This window comes from Bacillus sp. P4_D3, from assembly GCF_056401855.1.
Window position 1 is genome coordinate 22801 of sequence record NZ_JBFUIN010000006.1, and the last position, 22105, is coordinate 44905.

The 22105-nt window shown below is 38.6% G+C and carries 24 protein-coding genes; 3 read left to right on the forward strand and 21 right to left on the reverse strand.

The genetic code is table 11. The features are described 5' to 3' along the window. Window positions 1-158 precede the first annotated feature (158 nt). The 4 genes from AC1DTM_RS02265 to AC1DTM_RS02280 form a co-directional block, all read right to left on the reverse strand. Entirely contained in the window at window positions 159-731 is a 573-nt protein-coding gene (locus AC1DTM_RS02265) for a TIGR01440 family protein (protein WP_088099723.1), read from the reverse strand. A gap of 66 nt (window positions 732-797) precedes the next feature. Beyond that, window positions 798-1241: a ribose 5-phosphate isomerase B gene (gene rpiB, locus AC1DTM_RS02270; protein WP_000869917.1), complete on the reverse strand. Its 444-nt coding sequence runs from the start codon at window positions 1239-1241 to the stop codon at window positions 798-800. Window positions 1242-1337: 96 nt separating this feature from the next. Next, a complete protein-coding gene (locus tag AC1DTM_RS02275; protein WP_016106715.1) occupies window positions 1338-1778 on the reverse strand; it encodes a low molecular weight protein arginine phosphatase in 441 nt (146 codons plus the stop codon). A 314-nt stretch (window positions 1779-2092) separates the two neighbouring features. Next, complete coding sequence (locus AC1DTM_RS02280; protein WP_002159778.1) at window positions 2093-2590, reverse strand: PTS sugar transporter subunit IIA; 498 nt, start codon at window positions 2588-2590, stop codon at window positions 2093-2095. A gap of 386 nt (window positions 2591-2976) precedes the next feature. On the opposite strand from AC1DTM_RS02280, the gene AC1DTM_RS02285 reads away from it, so the two are divergent. Continuing rightward, a complete protein-coding gene (locus AC1DTM_RS02285; protein WP_002144734.1) occupies window positions 2977-3363 on the forward strand; it encodes a DoxX family protein in 387 nt (128 codons plus the stop codon). A gap of 161 nt (window positions 3364-3524) precedes the next feature. Further along, the gene (locus AC1DTM_RS02290; protein WP_016106716.1) at window positions 3525-4136 is read left to right on the forward strand and encodes a flavin reductase family protein; all 612 of its coding nucleotides are present in this window, start codon (window positions 3525-3527) and stop codon (window positions 4134-4136) included. Between the two features lie 510 nt (window positions 4137-4646). On the opposite strand, the gene AC1DTM_RS02295 is transcribed toward AC1DTM_RS02290, so the two are convergent. From AC1DTM_RS02295 to spo0F, 14 genes are all read right to left on the reverse strand, one after another. After that, entirely contained in the window at window positions 4647-4925 is a 279-nt protein-coding gene (locus tag AC1DTM_RS02295) for a DUF3935 domain-containing protein (protein ID WP_016106717.1), read from the reverse strand. A gap of 213 nt (window positions 4926-5138) precedes the next feature. Next, window positions 5139-5687 carry a manganese efflux pump MntP gene (locus AC1DTM_RS02300; RefSeq protein ID WP_002159774.1) on the reverse strand — a complete coding sequence of 183 codons (549 nt, stop codon included), beginning with the start codon at window positions 5685-5687 and terminating at the stop codon, window positions 5139-5141. A gap of 77 nt (window positions 5688-5764) precedes the next feature. Continuing rightward, complete coding sequence (locus AC1DTM_RS02305) at window positions 5765-6805, reverse strand: L-threonylcarbamoyladenylate synthase (RefSeq protein ID WP_256416304.1); 1041 nt, start codon at window positions 6803-6805, stop codon at window positions 5765-5767. Between the two features lie 108 nt (window positions 6806-6913). Beyond that, on the reverse strand, window positions 6914-7372 hold the full coding sequence (locus tag AC1DTM_RS02310) for a GNAT family N-acetyltransferase (protein ID WP_002123774.1): 459 nt from the start codon (window positions 7370-7372) through the stop codon (window positions 6914-6916). 49 nt (window positions 7373-7421) lie between these two features. Next, window positions 7422-8285, reverse strand: coding sequence for a stage II sporulation protein R (spoIIR, locus tag AC1DTM_RS02315; protein WP_016106719.1), 864 nt, complete (start codon window positions 8283-8285; stop codon window positions 7422-7424). Window positions 8286-8626: 341 nt separating this feature from the next. Continuing rightward, the gene (prmC, locus tag AC1DTM_RS02320) at window positions 8627-9478 is read right to left on the reverse strand and encodes a peptide chain release factor N(5)-glutamine methyltransferase (RefSeq protein WP_002159772.1); all 852 of its coding nucleotides are present in this window, start codon (window positions 9476-9478) and stop codon (window positions 8627-8629) included. Continuing rightward, window positions 9478-10545, reverse strand: coding sequence for a peptide chain release factor 1 (gene prfA / locus AC1DTM_RS02325; RefSeq protein WP_002144724.1), 1068 nt, complete (start codon window positions 10543-10545; stop codon window positions 9478-9480). The genes prmC and prfA overlap by 1 nt, the downstream gene beginning before the upstream one ends. A gap of 349 nt (window positions 10546-10894) precedes the next feature. Beyond that, complete coding sequence (locus AC1DTM_RS02330; RefSeq protein WP_002016305.1) at window positions 10895-11479, reverse strand: thymidine kinase; 585 nt, start codon at window positions 11477-11479, stop codon at window positions 10895-10897. Between the two features lie 110 nt (window positions 11480-11589). Next, the gene (locus tag AC1DTM_RS02335) at window positions 11590-11835 is read right to left on the reverse strand and encodes a type B 50S ribosomal protein L31 (RefSeq protein ID WP_000643447.1); all 246 of its coding nucleotides are present in this window, start codon (window positions 11833-11835) and stop codon (window positions 11590-11592) included. A gap of 444 nt (window positions 11836-12279) precedes the next feature. Continuing rightward, window positions 12280-13551, reverse strand: coding sequence for a transcription termination factor Rho (gene rho, locus AC1DTM_RS02340; protein ID WP_002159771.1), 1272 nt, complete (start codon window positions 13549-13551; stop codon window positions 12280-12282). 381 nt (window positions 13552-13932) lie between these two features. After that, entirely contained in the window at window positions 13933-14898 is a 966-nt protein-coding gene (gene glpX, locus AC1DTM_RS02345; RefSeq protein ID WP_002113062.1) for a class II fructose-bisphosphatase, read from the reverse strand. Window positions 14899-15081: 183 nt separating this feature from the next. Continuing rightward, window positions 15082-16371, reverse strand: a complete 1290-nt coding sequence (gene murA / locus AC1DTM_RS02350) for a UDP-N-acetylglucosamine 1-carboxyvinyltransferase (RefSeq protein WP_477000024.1) — start codon at window positions 16369-16371, stop codon at window positions 15082-15084. Between the two features lie 350 nt (window positions 16372-16721). Next, complete coding sequence (locus AC1DTM_RS02355; RefSeq protein WP_002159768.1) at window positions 16722-17579, reverse strand: class II fructose-bisphosphate aldolase; 858 nt, start codon at window positions 17577-17579, stop codon at window positions 16722-16724. 211 nt (window positions 17580-17790) lie between these two features. Continuing rightward, a complete protein-coding gene (gene spo0F / locus AC1DTM_RS02360) occupies window positions 17791-18159 on the reverse strand; it encodes a sporulation initiation phosphotransferase Spo0F (RefSeq protein WP_477000025.1) in 369 nt (122 codons plus the stop codon). A 202-nt stretch (window positions 18160-18361) separates the two neighbouring features. Between spo0F and AC1DTM_RS02365 the strand changes: the two genes are divergently transcribed. After that, a complete protein-coding gene (locus AC1DTM_RS02365) occupies window positions 18362-18886 on the forward strand; it encodes a DUF2529 domain-containing protein (RefSeq protein ID WP_016106721.1) in 525 nt (174 codons plus the stop codon). Window positions 18887-18918: 32 nt separating this feature from the next. Here the strand turns inward: AC1DTM_RS02365 and pyrG are convergent, their stop codons facing one another. The 3 genes from pyrG to AC1DTM_RS02380 form a co-directional block, all read right to left on the reverse strand. Further along, window positions 18919-20526, reverse strand: coding sequence for a CTP synthase (pyrG, locus tag AC1DTM_RS02370; protein WP_016106722.1), 1608 nt, complete (start codon window positions 20524-20526; stop codon window positions 18919-18921). A gap of 257 nt (window positions 20527-20783) precedes the next feature. Further along, a complete protein-coding gene (gene rpoE, locus AC1DTM_RS02375) occupies window positions 20784-21320 on the reverse strand; it encodes a DNA-directed RNA polymerase subunit delta (RefSeq protein WP_016106723.1) in 537 nt (178 codons plus the stop codon). Between the two features lie 139 nt (window positions 21321-21459). Further along, window positions 21460-22089, reverse strand: coding sequence for a TetR/AcrR family transcriptional regulator (locus tag AC1DTM_RS02380; protein ID WP_000238598.1), 630 nt, complete (start codon window positions 22087-22089; stop codon window positions 21460-21462). Window positions 22090-22105 lie beyond the last annotated feature (16 nt).

The following is a 22105-nucleotide window of genomic DNA, read 5'->3' on the forward strand; positions in this document are numbered from 1 at the left end:
ACCTTCATGTTTTCAACTACATTCTAACATGACTTTCTATATCATAAAAGAAAAAAAAAGACCAAAATTGGTCTTTTCTTTCTTCTATTATAAAGTCAGACTACATACCTTTTACCTTTCGATATAAAGCTGTTATAAGACTTTATAATTTTTCATGTTTAACGACAAGGAATAGCTTCTTCATTTGCCGCATAAACAGCACGTGCTCCACCTATTAGTTTCCCACGTGTTTTCGCCATCGTTACATGCGCACTTCCTATTTCCTTCACACTTGTACGAACCGGTACAGCTACATGCTTTAAATGCATACCGATAAATGTATCACCGATATCCATTCCTGCATCTGCTTTAATAAACTCAATTACTACCGGATCTTTAAAATTGTGATACGCATACGTCGCTAATGCACCACCTGCTGATCTAACAGGCGTAACTGTTACAATTTCAAATTGACATTTCATCGCTACATCTCTCTCAACTACTAAAGCACGATTTAAATGCTCACAACATTGAAACGCCAATTCAATACCTGTTCGTTCTTGAAATTGTTTAAATTCAGAAAAAATCGCCTCTGCCACTTCCATCGTTCCTGATGTTCCAATTCTTTCACCTAGCACTTCGCTCGTGCTACACCCCACTACAAAAATTTGGCCTCTTTGCAGTGAAGCTTGTTCTTGGAAATCAGAAAGCGACATTTGCAGCTGTTCTCTTACCTTTACGATTTCTGTCATTACGCCTCTTCCTTTCACAGGTTGGTTCACCAAATTATATTTCATACTACTTATAGTTAGAATCTATTACTTTGTTTCGTACGTTTTAATTTTTCCTACGCGGTTTTCGTGACGGCCACCTTCATAGTCAGTTGTTAGCCAAATTTTTGCGATATCACGAGCTAGACCAGCTCCAATTACACGCTCGCCCATTGCTAACATGTTAGTGTCATTATGCTCTCTCGTCGCTTTCGCACTGAAAGTATCATGAACTAATGCACAACGAATACCATTTACTTTGTTTGCTGCGATTGACATACCAATGCCTGTCCCGCAAACTAAAATGCCACGATCCACTTCACCATTTGCGACCATTTCTGCTGCCGGAAACGCAAAATCAGGGTAATCAACAGAACCAGCTTCACATTCACAACCTAAATCAATATATTCAATATTTAACTCTTCTAATAAACTTACAAGTTCTTTACGGATATTCATACCGCCGTGATCAGATGCTACTACTACTTTCATTTTTACCCCTCCAAAGTTTCAATCAATTATCTTCATTTCACACTCGCTACCTTAATGGAACGAAGCGATCTCCAATATCGTATTATACACGAAACATCAACCTTCTGAATGTTTTTTCAGTAAAGTTTGTACAAGTTTTTCCATCTCTTCTAACGTTTCTTTATAAATAGAAAGCGATCCGCCAAATGGATCTGAAATATCCTTACTTACACCCTCAGTTAATCCATATAATGTATCCAATTTCTTTTCAACACTTGGATAATGCCCAAGTACAATTTGCTTATGGTTTTCCGTCATTGTTACTACAATATCCGCCCAATCAACCAAAGTATCGTTTACCTGCTGTGCAGCATGATCGATTACAATTCCTTTTTCAGCTAAAGCTTCCTTTACATGTACCGACGCATCGCTTCCAGGATAGGCAAAAACACCAGCAGATTGCACTTCAAATTTACCTTCTCCATAATGACGAAGCAAAGCCTCAGCCATCGGACTACGGCATGTATTTCCAGTGCAAACAAATAACACCCGTTTCATCTAAACCCACCCCTTTTTTTCTGTTTCCTACCATTTATCCCCGATTGGTGAAGGCTAATAATCAGCAGGGGATGAACACCCTCCACTGATTAAAGTTTCACTTTATCATAGCGTACATTAGAATAGAACAAAAGAAATGTGAATATACGAAAGGCGCATTTCTCTTATATTTTTTCTAAGAAAAATGCGCCTTATCCACATATATGTGAAACCCTATTTCCAAGCGCCCAAAGTATTTACCATACATAATGAACACACTACGAAACAAAATAAGGAATCCATTTCATACGAAACAGATTCCTTTCATACAATAATTATTTCATTGTAACTTTCATTACTTCTGTTGAACCTTTTGTAGCTGTTACACCTATAGTTGTCTTAATAGACTCAGCTGCATCTGTGTTTGTAATAACGATTGGAGTAATTGTGCTTTTCGCTTTTTCACGAATTAATTCTAAGTCGAATGAGATTAATTTATCTCCAGCTTTTACAGATTGTCCTTCAGAAACGTGAGCTTCGAAACCTTCACCTTCCATTTTTACAGTTTCTAATCCAACGTGGATTAAAATTTCTGTACCGTTTTTCGCTTTAATTCCAATAGCATGTTTCGTGTGGAATAATTGTACGATTTCACCATCAACTGGAGATACAACTACACCTTCAGTAGGATCGATTGCAACACCGTCACCCATCATACGACCAGCGAATACTGGATCTGGTACTTCTTCAATATTTTTCACTGCTCCAGTTAATGGAGCTACGATTGTTTCTTCATTTGTTTTTGAACCAAAACCGAATAATTTTTTAAACATAGGATAGTCCTCCTTATAATTTACCTAAAAGTTTATAGGGCAATCTCTATTCAAGATCGAAATACACGTAAGACTTCATACTTCGAATGTTATACTGTAAAAACGCTTTCGAAATAAATCATGTCGTTACTACTAGACTCTTATTGTAGCGCCTCACAAAATTCCAGTCAATTCTGATTGTCTGAATAACAATAAGAAGTTAACTTCTACTTATATTTTCTCTTTTTTTCACTTACTTGTCTAGAGGTCTTTACTACATTTTATTTTTTGTTGTTAATTTATAAAATTTCTTTCAAATTTTTATTGAAATCCACTTGACTAAAGTAAGTAACTATTTTATTATTACTTACATAAGATAAGTTAATAACTTTTAGGGGGTTTTTGAAATGATGGATATCGGTCTTCTTATTATTCGTCTTATTATAGGAATTACATTCATGGGTCACGGTGCTCAAAAATTATTCGGTTGGTTTGGTGGCTACGGGCTGAAAGGAACAGGTGGCTGGATGGAATCAATCGGCTTACGCCCTGGTGTATTTATGGCATTTATGGCTGGAGCAACTGAACTATTAGGTGGTTTCTTATTCGCAGCAGGTATTTTCACTGTAGTTGGTTCATTATTTATCGTAGGAACAATGTTAGTAGCAATCTTCACAGTTCACGGAAAAAATGGTTACTGGGTAACACAAAACGGATTTGAGTATAATTTAATGTTAATCGCTGTTGCAGTTGGTGTAGCTTTAATCGGCCCTGGTGCTTACGTTTTACTTTAATATTTATCTCTATTTCGAGATATTTACCAAAAAAGAGGTTACTTCAAATTGAGGTAATCTCTTTTTTACATCATCAAAAAAATATTATTTTCAGCAGGAGATTCCCATTGATATCTTGTAAACAAACAATAAGTATTCATATTTAGAAAGGGGATTACAACATGTTATCCATTAATCCAAACGAACAAACCGAAAAAGATAATTACAAATTACTAACAGGAAGTATCATTCCACGTCCTGTTGCATTCGTTACTTCTGTAACTAAAGATGGTGTATTGAACGGTGCGCCATATAGTTATTTCAATATCGTCGCTGCCAATCCACCACTTATCTCGGTTTCCGTACAACGCAAAGAAGGAAAACCGAAAGACACTTCCCGAAACGCAATCGAAAAAGGGGAATTTGTCGTACATATTTCTGATGAATCTTACGTAGAAGCGATCAATGAAACAGCAGCCAACCTACCTCCTAATGAAAGTGAAATCGAATTAGCAAAACTAACACCAATCGACAGTGATGTCATTTCAGTACCAGGGGTGAAAGAAGCAAACATTCGAATGGAATGCGTATTAGAACGCGCTATCCCGCTCGGCGGAACCGAAGACTCACCAGCTTGTGATCTACTAATTGGCCGCGTCGTTCGCTTCCACGTCGCAGAACACTTATACGAAAACGGTCGAATTCACGCCGAAGAACTAAAACCAATAAGCCGCCTTGCAGGACACAACTACGCAAAACTAGGAGAACAATTTGAATTAGTGAGGCCAATTTAAAAGTGGAGGCGGCTCATTCAGCTCTGACCAGCTAAGGTTCTTTCGCCCTAAAGGCGCTTTTTGCCTTTCGGGCGGAAGGTTCTTAGTGGCGAAGAGCTAGCCGCCGGAACTAGATATCAACCTAAAGGCGGAAGCGGCTCGCTCAGAATGAGAGGGGATGGAGCTTCTGACGTAGAGGCGCTTTTTGCCTCGCAGGAAGACGCGAAGCCACCGACCATTCTAGCCGCTGGAACTGGATACAACTAAAAGTGGAAGCGGCTCGTTTAGAATCGTAGGACACTTCAAGCTCTCGACCTTGAAGCGCTTTTTGCTTCTAGTGAGAGAGCGAAATGGCCGGAGATTCTAGCCGCTGGAACTGGATACAACTAAAAGCGGAACCTTAGACGCAAGGGCCTAGGAGGTGGAGCTAGATATCACCCTAAAAGCGCGACCGGCTCGTTCAGAATCATAGGGCATTGGAGTCTTTCATCATTCAAATATAAAATCCCCCGCTTAAAGCGGGGGATTTTTTCACTGTAATTCTTCCTTCTTCTCCTCTAATGCAGGTAATTTCTCTTTTTTAGATCTACCCAGCTTTATTACAAAGAAATATAAGGAAAGTAACGTAATAAGGAAAACAATTAAAAATGGATACGGTGAATAAAATGCACGCGCCGCCTCCGATTTTCCTGCAATAAATTTTAATGATTCGATATCTAAAAACTCAGCAAACATTTGTACACCGAGCATACTAAACCAAAAAACAAAAAAACTAATAATAATACCAAAAACTTGCTTTAATCTCGTCATTTGTACCATCCTTTCTATATTTGCGGAGTATTGTATTCAAATGCATAGAAAGGAATTAACTCACCATTCACGAATCAATTTAACCCAACCTAAAACCGCAATTTGCAAAATAACGCCCCAAAAGATAAGCCTACGTAACCACCTTGGAAAAAAAGTTATAAATACGACATACCATTTCAGCAACCTATTCATGTTCTCCACCCTCATATAAAATTATATAGGAAAAAGGAGATACAATCCAAACCCAACAAGAATAATACCACCTACTATTTCACCGTATGTACCAAGCATATTTTTGGCATGGCTACCAAGCAATAAACCCATCCAAGCTAGTAACATACTTATTAGTCCGAACAGTAATATCGTAATAATTGTCTCTGCTCCGTAAATTCCAAGACTAAGACCTACTGAAAAACTATCTATACTGACACCAAATGCAAATACAAATAAACTAATTCCAATTGGAGCAGTTCTAGTCTCTTCCCCTTCTAAAATAGACGAATATACGATATAAAACCCTAGCCCAATTAATAAAATAGCTCCTGCAAAATTCGCGACATCCCCATACCTCTCTGATAGAAAACGTCCTAGTACCATTCCGATAAATGGCATAATAATATGAAATATCCCAATCGTCATACCGATATAAAGGATTTGTCTTAACTTTAATGTTACCATCCCCATACCGAGGCTCACTGAAAATGCATCCATCCCCAGGGCGAATGCCATAATTATTAAAGGTATTAATTGTTCAAGTGTCATTCATATCCCCCCTCGGACGTGCTACTTCACAATATGCTTATCCGAGGAGAAATATTCTGTTTGCTAAAGGTACATTATCATTCAATAATAATCTGATGTCCCGCAGCTTTTGTTAAACGATTCATAATTGCATTTCCTATGCCTTCATCCGGGAATGATTCACTAAAAATAACATCTACTTCACTTGCATCAAACGTTCTAAGTACATCATATAACTTAGTCGCAACGCTGGCTAAATCGCTTCGCACACCACAAGACAATACAACATCTGCACTATACACATGCTGATACTCTTCTGTCGTTAATACACCTACTTTAAACCCTTCTTTCTTCCTCTCATCCACAATACGTTGAATAAACTCACGGGACCCTTCAACAATACTAAGTGGCGCTTTCGGTGCATAATGTGTATATTTCATTCCAGGTGATTTTGGTTTTTCTTTCTCATCCTTTAAAGCTGGATCTAAAGAAACATTTCCTATCACTGCTTCTAATTGCTCCTTCGTAATCCCGCCTGGACGTAAAATCGTCGGAACCTCGCTCGTACAATCAATTACAGTTGACTCAACGCCTACTCCTGTTGCCCCGCCATCAACAATACCAGCAATTTTCCCGTTTAAATCTTCATACACATGAGAAGCTAACGTTGGACTTGGGCGTCCTGAACGATTCGCACTCGGTGCCGCAACAGGCACGTTTGCCTCTTCAATAAGAGCGAGCGCTACTGGATGATCCGGCATCCTCACTCCGACTGTATTAAGTCCGGCCGTAACCCTCTCTGAAATCCCTTTTTTTCTCGGTAAAATAATTGTTAATGGTCCTGGCCAAAAATGCTCCATTAACTTTTCTGCAACCGGCGGAATTTCTCTTACGATACCATCTAACTGAGATTTTGTTCCTATGTGGACAATCAGTGGATTATCGCTCGGTCTCCCTTTCGCTTCAAAAATTTTCGCTATCGCTTCATCATCCATTGCGTTTGCTCCTAACCCATATACCGTTTCCGTTGGGAAGGCCACCGCTTCATTTTCTCTTAATAATCTCGCTGCTTCTTTTAATTGTGGATAATATTTTTTTCTTTCCACAACATTATCCACAACCCACATATTTGTATGCATTTTTTCCCACGTCCTTTTCTACCATGAAATACTTGTCTATTTTTAGTTTACTATGAGATTTATACAAAAGACAAACAAGGTTTATCCACAAAATGTGGATAAACCTTGTTAATCCGTGGATAACTTTGTGAATAGCTGACAATTTAGTATTATTGCATTTAGCTCTTTTATATTTTTACAAAAGTGTTCTAACTGTCGAATTTCCTCTGGCACTTCCTCTTTCTCTATAATGACAAAGTTAAAAAACTGAAAGATTGTCACAGATTGTGGATGATTTGTGAGTAAGTACAATTGTCGAATATCTTTTTCTTTCATATACTGCAAAAACATCTCAAAAAAATATAAGAAAGTCTGTTTATCCACATTAGGTGTGAATAAACAAGAACGGATAAGTGCATTTTCCCCACCTTGTTCATATCCAACTACCGCTCGTATTTCTCCCGCCTCTTCCAAGATCATAAATTGTGCGTACAACTCATTTATTTTATCATCTTTTTTATTAGCTTGTCCGAAAAAAGAATGCAATCTTTCTACATCTGCTTTCGTAGCAAAATACACGTTCTTCATAGTAAATCCCTCCTCATTGATATATATGAGGAAGGATTTAGTAATAGTACTATTTAGAGAATAAAGATGTAAAAACTTCGACGATAAATAATTTAACCTCTGGTTTTTCTTCTTCCTCTTCTACTGTTACATACTCATTTTCCTTTTCTTGTTTTTGCTCCACAGGTTTTTCCACTTTTTCCACAGTTGTTGTTTCTACTTTTTTTACAGGCTGTTCTTCTACTTGCGTTTCATGTTTTACTACTTTCTTTTCCTGGACTGTTACTTTTTCAGCTTTTTCCGGCTTTACTACTTTCGTTTCTTTCACCTTATCCACTTTCTTCTCCGGTACATCCACTACTTCCTCATCTGGTTGTCTCACCTGCTCCTCTTCAGGAGATTCAGCTTTCACAACATGTTCTTCTTTCCTTACAGCTGTACCACTTGAAAAATCTAAGAAACACATCGGTGGAAATAATACACACCACCAGTTTGCACCTTCACCTTTTCCAATTGTAATAAGTACCGCTTCATATTCTCCTGCCGGATAAATAAAATTCCCATATACCTTTGTAGGAAACTTCACATTCTTACCGAATTTCACTTGAAATGCCTCTTTACTTCCTTCTCTTTTCAGCGTATTCTCCACTGTCTTTTCAATTTCAGGAATATGATTTTGAATTACTTTTCGCGCTTCTTCAAATGACGTTAAATCCGCTACCCATCCATCAATTTGCGCTTTCACTTCATCACGTACTTTACGTTTTAATGCCTGATCTTCATCTGAATCACTATTTGCTAAAATCCGTAATCGAACGGCCTCTTTCGGAATAACTGAAGGCCCTTTCGCATCAGCTTTCATATATCCAAACTGCACAAGCAACTGTGCACCAATTAATAATAGAAGAAGATAAGCAATAACTTGTTTTTTCATTTCCTCCACCGTCCCTTCTACAAACAGTGTGGACAGACTTTCATCTTTCTAAACTATTAAATTCAAAATCTATGTAAAAAACCGATAGAAAAGCATTTTTTCATTGGCGAGAGGGACTGGCTATGTATAGGAGCGGTCAGGGCCTTTTCCTGCCACGCACAAAGTTTTAAAACAAAGACAGGTAACAAAGTGTATGTCCATTTTTATCTTTATGACAGCAATCTATAGGTAATAAGGTGCGTATTTTCACTGGAATAATACTCCTTACCAAAATTCCAAATGAAATGTATGGCTGAGTAGTTACGAATTTTTCATACAAAAAATAGAGTAAGGCTTATACCTTACTCCATCTCTGCAAATACCATGCGATCTTTTCCATTAATGTCAAATACAACTTCAACTTGAGCGCGCGGGAAAGTTTGCTGTAATAATGCTTTCACATCTTCACCTTGCCCTACACCAATTTCAAACGCCACAATCGCCTTTTTCTGTAATACATTCGGCAATTCCTCCATAAAACGACGATAGAAATCTAGTCCATCTTCCCCACCAACAAGCGCACGCTTCGGCTCATGCTCCTTCACAACAGTAGAAAGACCACGCCAATCTTCCTCTGGTATGTACGGAGGATTGGAAACAACAACATCTAACTTCTGACCTGTTTCATAAAACGGAGACAGTAAATCGCCGTGATAGAACGTTACATCCGCCCCTAAAGTTTTTGCATTTTCTTTTGCAACTTCAATCGACTCCTGCGCGATATCTACTGTATACACATGAAGATTTTTATTTTCTAAAGCGAGCGTAATAGAAATCGCTCCACTACCTGTTCCAATATCCGCTATGTGAAGCTCCTCATTACCGAAATGGCGCTCAATTCTCTCTAGCACCCCAACTATAAGTTCCTCTGTTTCCGGTCTTGGTATCAATACCTCTTCATTTACAAAGAATGAGCGGCCATAAAACATTTCATAACCGAGCATATATTGGATCGGAGTACCTTCTACGTGCTTGTGGATAAATTGTGCAAAACTTTTCTCTTGTTCCGCAGTTATTTCTTCACGCATATTCATGAGCATTCCGGTTCTGTTCGTCTTTAATACATGACAAAGGACAATTTCTCCCGCATTTTCATCTCGTCCATTTTCCTGTAAAAAAGAAGAAGCCCATTTCAGGGCTTCATAGACACGCATTACTCAGCTGCCTCCATCTTTTGAGCCTGATCTTCCATCACTAAGGCATTGATGAAATCATCTAACTTACCTTGTAGGATTTGATCTAGCTTTTGAATCGTTAAACCGATTCGATGGTCTGTAACACGGTTTTGCGGGAAATTATACGTACGAATACGCTCTGAACGATCTCCCGTACCAACAGCTTGTTTACGGTTTTGATCATACTCAGCTTGCGCTTCTTGTCTAAACTTATCATAAACACGTGCGCGTAATACTTTCATCGCTTTTTCTTTATTCTTAATTTGTGATTTCTCATCCTGACAAGATACAACTACACCAGTCGGTAAATGTGTTAAACGTACCGCTGACATCGTTGTATTAACGCTTTGTCCACCAGGGCCACTAGAAGCAAACGTATCAACACGAACATCTTTTTCATGAATATTAATTTCTACTTCTTCTGCCTCTGGTAATACAGCTACAGTTGCTGTAGATGTATGAATACGTCCACCAGATTCCGTTTCAGGAACACGTTGTACACGGTGAGCACCATTCTCGAATTTCAGCTTAGCGAAAGCACCTTTACCGTTAATCATAAAGATAATCTCTTTATATCCACCTAACTCTGTATAGCTCGCTTCGATAATTTCAGTTTTCCAACCTTGCACCTCAGCATAACGGCTATACATACGATATAAATCACCAGCAAATAAAGCTGCCTCGTCACCACCAGCAGCACCACGAACCTCAACGATAACGTTTTTATCATCATTAGGGTCTTTTGGAACAAGTAAAACTTTCAGACGCTCTGATAATACTTTTTCTTGACCTTCTAACTCAGAAACCTCTTCTTTTACCATGTCACGCATATCAGCGTCTAACTTATCTTCTAACATTGCTTTTGCATCTCGTAATTGCTCACGAACATCTTTATACTCACGGTACACCTCTACCGTATCCTGAATATCAGATTGCTCTTTTGAATACTCACGAAGCTTATTTGTATCGCTAATAACCTCTGGGTCACTTAACAACTCATTCAACTTCTCATAACGATCTTCTACAGCTTGCAAACGATCTAACACACCATTCACCTCTACATCCTAGTATCTAATACAAATAGTATATGGTACTTAATCAAAAAAACGCAAATTATATTTAAAAGCACAAGCGGCTCGCTCAGAATGGGAGGAGGTTGGAGCTTCTGACAGAGAGGCGCTCTTTGCCTCGCAGGAAGAAGCGAAACCACCGACCATTCTAGCCGCTGGAGCTAGATAATATTTAAAAGCGCAAGCGGCTCGCTCAGAATAGCTAAGGTTCTCTCGTACAAAAGGTGCTTTTTACCTTGAGTAGCGGAGGTTCTTAGATACGAAGAGCTCGCCACCAATCTTCATCTATTTTCGAAAAAAACCCGCTCTACATAGCGAGTTTCATTTATCTTTGTTTTGTAGGTACTGCATGACAATGACGACAACGTGGTTCATACGATTCTGAAGCCCCAACTAAAATAATTGGATCATCAAATGCCGCTGGTTCTCCATCGATTAAACGTTGCGTACGACTTGCAGGAGATCCACATTCAGAACAAACTGCCTGCAATTTAGTTACATGTTCAGCAATCGCCATCAGCTGAGGAACTTGTCCAAATGGTAGACCACGGAAATCTTGGTCTAATCCAGCTACAATGACACGATAGCCACGATTTGCCAATACTTGCACCACTTCCACAATGTCCCCATCAAAAAATTGTACCTCATCGATTGCAATAACATCCATTTCTTCTGTTACATGGTTAAATATATCTTTTGAAGCTGAAACAGGAACTGCTTTAACCTTTAATCCATTATGTGATACAACATCTTCTTCACTATAACGATTATCAATACATGGTTTAAATACAATCGCATGTTGTTTCGCAAATTGCGTACGGCGTATACGGCGGATGAGCTCTTCTGATTTTCCAGAAAACATACTCCCGCAAATCACTTCAATCCAACCATTTTGATTCATTAAGTACATTGAGCTCTCCTTTCATCTACTTTCCTAATCTAAAGTAGGGTAAAGGTTTAATATTTTCGCAAAAAAAACAGACAAGCGAATACATACACTTGCCTGTTTTATGTTCTTTATTACTTAATACCGTATTTCTTATTGAAGCGGTCAACACGTCCGTCTGCAGTAGCAAACTTCTGACGTCCAGTGTAGAATGGGTGAGAATCAGAACTGATCTCAATTTTTAGTAATGGATAAGTGTTACCATCTTCCCACTCAACAGTTTCGCTAGAGCCTTTTGTAGACCCGCTTAAGAATTTGAAGCCAGTGTTCGTGTCCATAAATACAACTTTATTGTAATTTGGATGGATTCCTGCTTTCATTCTTTTCATCTCCTTCCGCCCTGAATCATTTTCGAAACAGAGTTTTTCATCTTCAGCTGCTTACACAACTATATTGATGAAACACATATGATGAAATTATAACAAGGCTAACTCCATTTTGCAACTACCTGTTTTTGTCTTTTTAAAATTAAAAGTGGAGGCGGCTCGCTTAGCTCTGATTGGCTAAGGTTCTCTCGCACAAAAGGTGCTTTTTACCTTTAGTGCGGGAGGTTCTTAGACACGAAGAGCTAGCCGCTGGAACTGGATATCAATTAAAAGCGCAAGCGGCTCGCTCAGAATCGTAGGACACTTCAAGCTCTCGACCCAAATATGATTTTCATCCCAAAAAACAAAATTATTTCCATATATTACTCGCTCTAATATTCCCTTAAAAACATAAAAAACTCGCTTACTACGAAATAAGCGAGTCCCAATCTTTTCCCTTTACTTAGTTGCTACATACCTTTTTGAGTCTGCAACAATGTTTTGTAAAAATTCTTCATTTGTCTTTGTTTGACGAAGTTTACGTAAGAAGCCTTCAACAAAGTCTGGTGTATCACGCATTGTTTTACGAATACCCCATAGTTTGTCTAAATGTTCTTTCGGAATTAATAGGTCTTCTTTACGCGTACCAGAGCGACGAATATCAATCGCTGGGAAGATACGGCGCTCAGCTAATGAGCGATCTAAGTGAAGTTCCATATTTCCAGTTCCTTTAAACTCCTCGTAAATTACATCATCCATACGAGACCCTGTATCAACAAGCGCTGTTGCTAAAATCGTTAAGCTACCGCCCTCTTCGATATTACGCGCAGCCCCGAAGAAACGCTTCGGTCTATGAAAAGCAGCTGGATCAATACCACCCGATAAGGTTCTACCACTCGGTGGAATAACAAGGTTGTAAGCACGCGCTAAACGGGTAATACTATCCATTAAAATGACAACGTCTCTTTTATGTTCTACAAGACGCATTGCACGCTCTAATACAAGCTCAGCTACTTTAATATGATTCTCTGGCACTTCATCAAAAGTAGAACTTACAACATCACCTTTAACAGAACGTTCAATATCTGTTACTTCCTCTGGACGCTCATCAATTAAAAGTACAATTAATTCTGCTTCCGGATGATTTGTTGTAACACTGTGTGCAATTTCTTTTAACAGACTTGTTTTACCAGCCTTTGGAGGCGCAACAATTAAACCACGTTGTCCAAATCCAACTGGTGCGATTAAATCCATGATGCGTGTCGGTAACTTTTTCGTTTCCGTCTCCAATTTCATTTGGCGATCTGGATATAACGGTGTTAATGCAGGGAAATGTACACGCTCTTTTGCTGAGTCTGGATCATCTCCATTTACAGCTTCAACTTGTAGCAATCCAAAATAGCGCTCATTTTCTTTCGGAGGTCGTACTTTACCAGAAACCTTATCTCCATTACGTAAATCGAAACGACGAATTTGCGAAGCCGAGATATAAATATCTTCTGAGCTTGGAGAATAATTGATAGGACGTAAGAATCCAAATCCTTCTGATTGAATAATTTCTAATACGCCTTCCATGAAAAAGAAACCTTCTTTTTCTGCTCGAGCTTTTAAGATAGAGAAGATTAGCTCTTTTTTCGTTAACTTGCTGTAATACGAAATCTTAAATTCCTTCGCAAGCTCGTATAACTCTTTTAATTTCATGTTTTCTAATGCTGCAATTGACAAATTCATTCAGACACCACACTTTAACGTTTTTCTCTTTTCACATGGGTAAAGGGGAAAAATACGGAAGGCAAATAAATAATAATGAAAGGCAATAAGTTCAAGTAGGGTAATATTCACTATTGTAACCCTTTTATCTAGTTTTAATCAATACATTGAAACACAAATACAAGAAGCGAAGACAAGAAAATTTATCTTCGCTTTTCATATTTCTTTCTTTTTTCTACTCGCCTGATTTTAAGGCAGAATAGATAAGGCATTTTTTCTTTTATTTAATCCAGTTCCAGCGGCTAGAATCTCCGGTCATTTCGCTCTCTCACTCGAAGCAAAGAGCGCTTCAAGGTCGAGAGCTCCAATGCCCTGCGATTCTAAACGAGCCGCTTACGCTTTTTATTTAATAACCAAATTCGGTTTTTTATTTAAGCTATGGCGGCCGTCTACGAAGCGTACTGTGCCTGATTTTGCACGCATAACAAGGGATTGTGTTGTTCCGACGCTACCTTTAAATTGAACGCCTCGTAATAGTTCTCCGTCTGTTACACCTGTTGCTGCAAAGATTGCATCGTCACCTTTTACTAAGTCTTCCATACGAAGGATACGATTGATATCTTCAATACCCATTTTTTTGCAACGCGCTAATTCAGCTTCGTTTTGAGGTAAGAGCTTCCCGTGAATTTCTCCACCTAAGCATTTTAATGCAACCGCAGCTAATACACCTTCAGGTGCTCCACCAGAACCGAATAAAATATCTACACCGGTACGGTCAAATGCTGTATTGATTGCTCCAGCTACATCTCCATCGTTAATTAATTTAATACGAGCACCAGCTTTACGAATTTCTTCGATAATTGCTTGATGACGTGGACGGTTTAAAACTGTCGCTACAACATCTTCGATATCTTTATTTTTCGCTTTCGCAACTGCACGTAAGTTGTCGATAATAGGTGCGTCAATATCAACTGCACCAACCGCTTCTGGACCAACCGCTATTTTATCCATGTACATGTCAGGAGCATGTAACAAATTGCCGTGATCTGCAATTGCAATAACAGCAAGCGCATTCCAGCCGCCAGCCGCTACGATATTGGTCCCTTCTAAAGGATCAACTGCAACGTCTACGCGTGGTCCATATCCTGTACCCAATTTCTCTCCGATATATAGCATTGGCGCTTCATCCATTTCACCTTCGCCAATTACAACTGTACCTTTCATCGGAATTGTATCAAATACATCACGCATAGCTGATGTTGCTGCACCATCTGCCTCATCTTTTTTTCCGAGCCCCATCCAACGCGCTGATGATAATGCCGCAGCCTCTGTTACACGTACTAACTCCATAGATAAACTTCTTTCCACAATAATCCCTCTCCTTTAAGTCTTTATATTTCTGCCGTATTTTGTGAACCGTGTTTTTCTATAAAGTGTACTTCCGTTAGTAGTGATTCTTCGCTCCCCATTAACGGAAGTATCACCACCTTATCCCGATTGGTGAGGGCTAATAATCGGCATGGGATATCCCATACTGATTAAAGTTTCACTTTATGCATTCTTCATTTCTTCAATTTCTTGCTTTGTCATTTGTTCTCGCCAAATGTTTGCACCAAGCCCTTTAAGCTTGTCTACTATATTTTCGTAACCTCGATCAATATGATCAAGTCCCGTTACTTCTGTAATGCCATCTGCCATTAAACCCGCAATAACAAGGGACGCACCAGCTCGTAAATCACTCGCTTTCACCTTCGCACCTTGCAATAAAACAGGTCCAGTCACAATCGCTGAACGGCCTTCTACTTTAATCTGTGCGTTCATACGGCGCAATTCATCAATATGCTTGAAACGTGCGCTGTAAATTGTATCAGTTACAACTCCTGTTCCATGCGCTTTTGTTAAAAGCGTTGTAAACGGCTGTTGTAAATCTGTTGGAAACCCTGGATATACAAGCGTTTTTACATCAACTACTTTTAACTTTCTATTGCCGTTCACTGTAATTTGGTCATCGTTCGTTTCAACTTGAACACCAGCTTCTCTTAGCTTCGCAGTAACGGATTCTAAATGCTGAGGAATAACATTATCAACTGTTACTTCTCCTCCTGACGCTGCTCCTAAAATCATATACGTACCAGCTTCAATACGATCTGGAATGATAGTGTGGTGACAACCATGTAAAGAATCCACACCATCAATTCGGATTACGTCTGTACCAGCACCTTTAATACGCGCTCCCATACTCGTTAACAATGTAGCTACATCAATAATCTCTGGTTCTTTTGCTGCATTTTCAATAACAGTTCTACCTTTCGCTCGTACAGCCGCTAGCATAATATTAATCGTAGCTCCTACACTAACAACATCTAAATAAATACGCGCTCCACGTAGTTCATCTGCTCTTAAATAAATGGCACCTTGTTCATTTGTAACATGTGCCCCTAACGCTTCAAACCCTTTAATATGCTGATCAATCGGTCGTGGCCCTAAATGACATCCACCTGGAAGCCCAATAACAGCTTTTTTAAAACGGCCAAGCATTGCACCCATTAAATAATAAGAGGCGCGCAATTTTTTCACTTTTCCATTTGGTAAAGGCATCGCAACCATGTTAGAAGGATCGACTACMATCTCTTCTTCCTGCCCATAAGTTACTTTCCCTCCAATTTCCTCTAGTAAGTCTCCTAATATTTTCACGTCCGAAATATTAGGAACGCCACCGATAGTTACTGGAGTATCTGCTAAAATTGTCGCTGGAATTAGTGCAACAGCACTGTTCTTTGCACCACTCACGCGAATCATTCCATTTAAAGCTCTTCCGCCTTCAATTAGCAATTTTTCCATATTGAGCTCCCTTCTTGTGAATGTATTTATCTTCTACTTCTTTATAAGAAGAAGTAGAAGATTCCCCCTTAAGAATCTCAATCACTCTTTCCATCCTGAAACCCAATAAGTAGAAAACCATCACCTGTAGCTCCCCTGCTGTACAAATAGATGAAGATTAACTATTCATCGAATCAAATTCCTCAATTCAGATACTTACCACATTTATTAATAGGACTATGCACATTATTTTCTATATTCGCAAACCAAAAATTCACTTTATAAAATCTTTAGACTTGTTCACGCTTTCATTATACAACGAAAGGAAACCGTCTAAAAGACTAGACGGTTTCCAAAACGGAATTTTATTCTTACGCTTTACCGTTAGAACCGAACTCACGCATTTTACCAGCAACAGTTGCTTTAATAGCGTCGCGGCCAGGTCCAATATATTTACGAGGATCGTAAACTTCTTGGTCTTTGTTTAATGCTTCACGAACAGCTTTTGTAAACTCAATTTGGTTCTCAGTGTTTACGTTAATTTTTGAAGTACCTAAAGAAATAGCTTTTACGATATCAGCAGTTGGGATACCAGTACCACCGTGTAATACTAAAGGTACGCCAGTGAAGTCGCGAACTTGTTCCATTTCAGCGAATCCTAAGTTAGGCTCACCTTTGTAAGGACCGTGTACAGAACCTAAAGCTGGAGCTAGGCAATCGATACCTGTTGCTTCAACAAGGTGTTTACACTCTTCAGGATTAGCGTAGATAACGCCTTCAGCGATGATGTCATCTTCTTGTCCGCCAACTGTACCAAGCTCAGCTTCTACAGATACGTTACGAGCATGTGCGTATTCTACCACTTTTTTAGTAGTTTCAACGTTCTCATCGAATGGGTGGTGAGAAGCGTCGATCATTACAGATGTGAAACCTGCATCGATTGCTTCTTTACATTTTTCGAAGCTTGAACCATGGTCAAGGTGAATCGCTACAGGAACAGAAATGTTCATTTCTTCGATTAAAGCTTTAACCATAGCTACAACTGTTTTGAAACCAGTCATATGACGAGCTGCACCCTCAGATACACCTAAGATTACAGGAGATTTTTCTTCTTCCGCAGCAGCTAAGATAGCTTGAGTCCACTCTAAGTTGTTCATGTTGAATTGACCAACTGCGTATTTTCCTTCTAGTGCTGTGTTTAGCATTTCTTTCATAGAAACTAAAGGCATGGTGAATCCTCCTAAAAAACGTTTTTTGTATCCGATAAATTCTTATCGCTGGTAGTATGACCAGAATAAGGTAAAATATGTATATTTACATACCGGACTTCTTTCTACACTCAATAGGATAACAACTTGTACTCAAAAACTCAACTGTATTCACCTGCTCAATAGTCCATGTAAACGCTTTTTTCCATATTTTTTATAAAAAATTCATTTTTTACGCCTCTACAGCAAGCTGATCTCTCACTGCTTGACGAATCTCATCAATATCAAACGGTTTAGCAAAGTGCATTAAAGCTCCTAAATCTTTCGCTTCTTGAATCATATCCAATTCTCCATAAGCAGTCATTAAAATCACTTTAATACTCTCATCAATTTCTTTTACATGTTTTAAAATCTCTATACCATCCMTACCTGGGATTTTCATATCTAACACTACTAAATCTGGATTATCTTTTTTCACGATATCTAAAGCTTGAAATCCATTCGCTGCTTGGAACGTCTGATAACCTTCTTTTTGGAACACTTCATGCAATAAAACACGAATGCCATATTGATCATCAACGATTAAAATTTTTCCTTCCATAACTCCCAACCTTTCTGTGTAAGTACAAGATTTAAAGCTTCTTATATCTTATCGGTTTATTTTCGCTACTCTTTGCCAAATCCCTTCCTATTCTTTCTTATTTTACCGTTTCCTATTTTGTTATGCCACCCTACTATTTCCCCTTTCCAAAAAAAATAAGCTATAATGAGAACCAGCTAACACGAAAGAAAGGAGCAACAACATGTTAAAAATTTTCTCAACTCAATTAAGTGGATATTTCTCCAGAATTTCTCAAAAAGAGGAAATGAATATAGAAGATAGCGCTCGTCTACTTGCCCAGGCGTTAGTTGGCGACGGCTTTATTTACTTGCATGGTACAAACGAAATGGAGGGTATTGTTTCAGAAGCATTATTTGGCGCCGAACCAATGAAACAAGCAAAACGTTTAATAGAAAACGGTGAACTGGCGGCAGTGACTTCTGCGGACCGCGTCCTTCTTATTAGTCGTTTTTCGACAGATGAAGAAATTATAAAAACCGCGAAAAAACTTCATGAAGAAGGCCAATCTATCGTTGGAATCTCGGCTATTCAAGAAGGTGCTGAATCACTGGAACAATATACAGATGTACATATTGATACAAAGCTGTTAAAAGGTCTTATTCCAGATGATGAAGGTAACCGCTACGGGTTCCCAAGTTTAATTATAGCTTTATTTGCTTATCACGGATTGAAATTTACAATTGATGAAATGTTAAACGAATATTAAAAAAAGCGCCCTATTTCAGGCGCTTTTTTTTATTACTTGCTCTCTTTATTCGTAATAGAAGCACTTACGAAATCATGGAACAATGGTTGCGGACGGTTTGGACGAGATACAAGTTCTGGATGGAACTGTGCTGCCACGAACCAAGGATGATCTTGTAATTCAATAATTTCCACTAGACGACCGTCTGGGCTTGTACCAGAGAATACAAATCCTTCTTTTTCCATATCTGGACGGAATTGATTGTTGAACTCATAACGATGACGATGACGCTCATATATAACCGGCTCGTTGTAAGCATTGTAAGCATTTGTTTCTTCAGCAAGCTTACATGGGTATAGACCAAGGCGAAGTGTACCACCTAAATCTTCTACATCTTTTTGTTCTGGTAATAAATCGATAATTGCATAAGGTGTGTCAGGATTAATTTCAGAAGAGTTAGCTCCTTCTAATCCTAATACGTTACGTGCAAATTCGATTGATGCAAGTTGCATACCTAGGCAAATTCCTAAGAATGGAACTTTGTTTTCACGAGCATATTGAATTGCAACGATTTTACCTTCTACACCACGATCGCCGAAGCCACCTGGTACAAGGATACCATCTGTGTCGCCAACTAATTCTTTTACGTTCTCTGCTGTTACGTGCTCAGCGTTTACCCATTTCACTTCTACATCTGTGTCGAATGAATAACCTGCATGACGAAGTGCTTCTACAACAGAAATATATGCGTCTTGAAGCTCTACGTATTTACCAACAAGAGCAATTTTTGTTTTCTTAGAAAGGTTACGTACTTTATTAACTAGTGCAGTCCAATCTGTCATATCTGCAGCAGGATTGTCTAATTTTAAGTGATCGCAAACGATTTGGTCCATGTTTTGTTCTTGAAGAGCTAATGGAACCGCATATAAAGTATCTGCATCGCGTGCTTCGATAACTGCTTTTGTATCGATGTCACAGAATAATGCAAGCTTGTCTTTCATGTCCTGAGAAACAGGTAATTCTGTACGAACAACGATAATGTTCGGCTGAATACCTAAGCTGCGAAGCTCTTTAACGCTATGTTGCGTTGGTTTTGTTTTCATTTCACCCGCTGCTTTTAAGTACGGGATTAACGTACAGTGAATGTACATTACATTGTCACGACCGATGTCGCTCTTAATTTGACGAATTGCTTCTAAGAATGGTAGAGACTCGATATCACCAACAGTTCCACCGATTTCTGTAATAACAACGTCGGCGTTTGTTTCGCGCCCAGAACGATATACACGTTCTTTAATTTCGTTAGTAATGTGAGGAATAACTTGAACTGTTCCTCCTAAATATTCACCACGACGCTCTTTTTGAAGAACTGAAGAGTAAATTTTACCTGTTGTTACGTTGCTGTATTTATTTAAGTTGATGTCGATAAAACGCTCATAGTGACCTAGGTCTAAGTCCGTTTCTGCACCATCATCTGTTACGAATACCTCACCGTGTTGGTATGGGCTCATAGTCCCTGGGTCTACGTTAATGTATGGATCAAACTTTTGAATAGTTACGTTTAAACCACGATTTTTTAAAAGTCTTCCAAGAGATGCTGCTGTAATACCTTTACCTAAAGACGATACTACACCGCCTGTTACAAAAATATACTTAGTCATGAAAATACTCCCTTCTACTTCGTTGTTATATAATCACCGTTGCAAAGCGCAACGTATGTAGATAACACTGTATCTATCTTATTGTTAGGCTCTTTTTATTTTCTAAACAAAAAACAAAAAAGAAAATTGCTCCCCTCATCACATAAAGTAATAAGTAGGGAGCAATTTTCTTTTATATTTACACTTTAAAAGTATTATCGTCCTTTTTTAAAGAGCCCAAAAATGATTCTACATGGACGATAATGAAAAGTCAAGAACTAACGCTCTTCCTCTTCTTCTTCTTCAGTTTCATCGTACTCAAGTTCTTCTTCTGCGAAGTCTTCATCATCTTCTTCTACATCATCAAGATCATCTTCATCATCTGCGTCTTCTTCTTCAAGAACCTTGTCCAAATCTTCTACATCTTCTTCTTGGTCTGCATTTCCTTCTGCATCGCCGAATTCATCTTCATCTTCTTCGATGTAGTCGTCAAAACCGTCCTCTTCAACTTTACGTTTCTTCTTCGGTTTTGGCTGAGGCAGAATTTCTTCATCAATTTGCTCATATGGGTACCAGCTGCGTAGCCCCCAACGATTTTCTCCTAAATTAATGAAACGTCCATCGATGTTTAAATCTGTATAAAATTGTGCGAGTTTCGTATTAACTTGCCCTTGAGATAGTCCCAGCACTTGAGCGATTTCTTGAACCAACTCGTTGAATGTCGTTGCTTGTCTTTTATTCCCTAAAACGCTATGTACAACTTCAATCATTGAACATTCTTTTAGCTCTTCTGGTGAATATTGCTTAAAATTCACTTATGCGGCACTTCCTTTCTTCAAATATAACCTTATATACAACGGTCTGCTTAAAAAAATCCATACTATTCATTATAAACAAAAGTCGCACAAATATGCTACAAAAAAAAACGGGATAAAATTATAATTTGTCCATTCCTTATTTCGGAAACATATGCGCACCTTGCAGTACATACCTAATTTGCATTTCTGTATATTCTTCGAGAGTATACAGTTTTTGCAGGGCCCAACGTCTAAATCCCCACATTTGTCCTTGTATGAAAATATTATGTGCAAGAAGCTGTATTTCCTTTTTATTTAGTGTAAATGTCCCATTTTCCGTACACTGCTCTAAAATATTCTCAAACATCCCGACCATCTGAAACTCTTTTTCTAATACATATGGGAGTGATTCTTTCGGTAAAAAACGTACCTCTTGATACATAATTAATACTTCTTCTTGCAATTCATCCATCACTTTAAAGTAATTCGTTATCGCTATCTTTAAGCTTTCTATACTTCCCTTCTCTGTACACACTACTTCCTCTAACCGCTCTTTTACATGTTCATAAATACTATCACAAACTAAATATAATACATCATCTTTTGTGCGAATGTATTCATAAAGTGTTCCGATACTAAATCCAGCCGCTTTCGCAATTTCTCTCGTTGTTGTACGCGGGAATCCTTTTTGCTTAAACAGCTGCACCGCACCTTTAATCATTTGTTCACGCCTTAACGCAACTAATTTTTCATCTTTCACTGACGCATGTACATTATGTTTAACCATCCCTTCACCTCTCTCT